General features: G+C 58.4%; 1 protein-coding gene. It reads right to left on the bottom strand.

The annotated features are described in order from the left end of the window. Positions 1–191 (bottom strand): hypothetical protein (locus tag AO065_RS27460; protein WP_238381511.1); only part of this gene is annotated, 191 nt, incomplete at its 3' end. Positions 192–221: the final 30 nt, after the last annotated feature.

Below are 221 nucleotides of genomic sequence, written 5' to 3'. Positions count from 1 at the left end.
AGTTCTTTTCGCAGGGTGATCGCATCGGTTCGAGCTATCGATGTCGTCGTCAGATTGTCGCTCACGCGGGCATGTCGTTCGAGACGGACCGCGGCTTCTATACGCGCGGTGAGGTCGTTGATCTCCGCGTTCAGCAGAGCCAGAAACACTCTTGCTTGCGCGATGTCGGAGTCTTCGTCGGTGGCCGGCACGCTCTTTACGAGGTGACCAAGGTGGAGAGT

The organism is Pseudomonas viridiflava, assembly GCF_001642795.1.
In the GTDB taxonomy this organism is placed as follows: domain Bacteria; phylum Pseudomonadota; class Gammaproteobacteria; order Pseudomonadales; family Pseudomonadaceae; genus Aquipseudomonas; species Aquipseudomonas viridiflava.
This window is presented reverse-complemented; position numbering and strand designations above follow the sequence as displayed.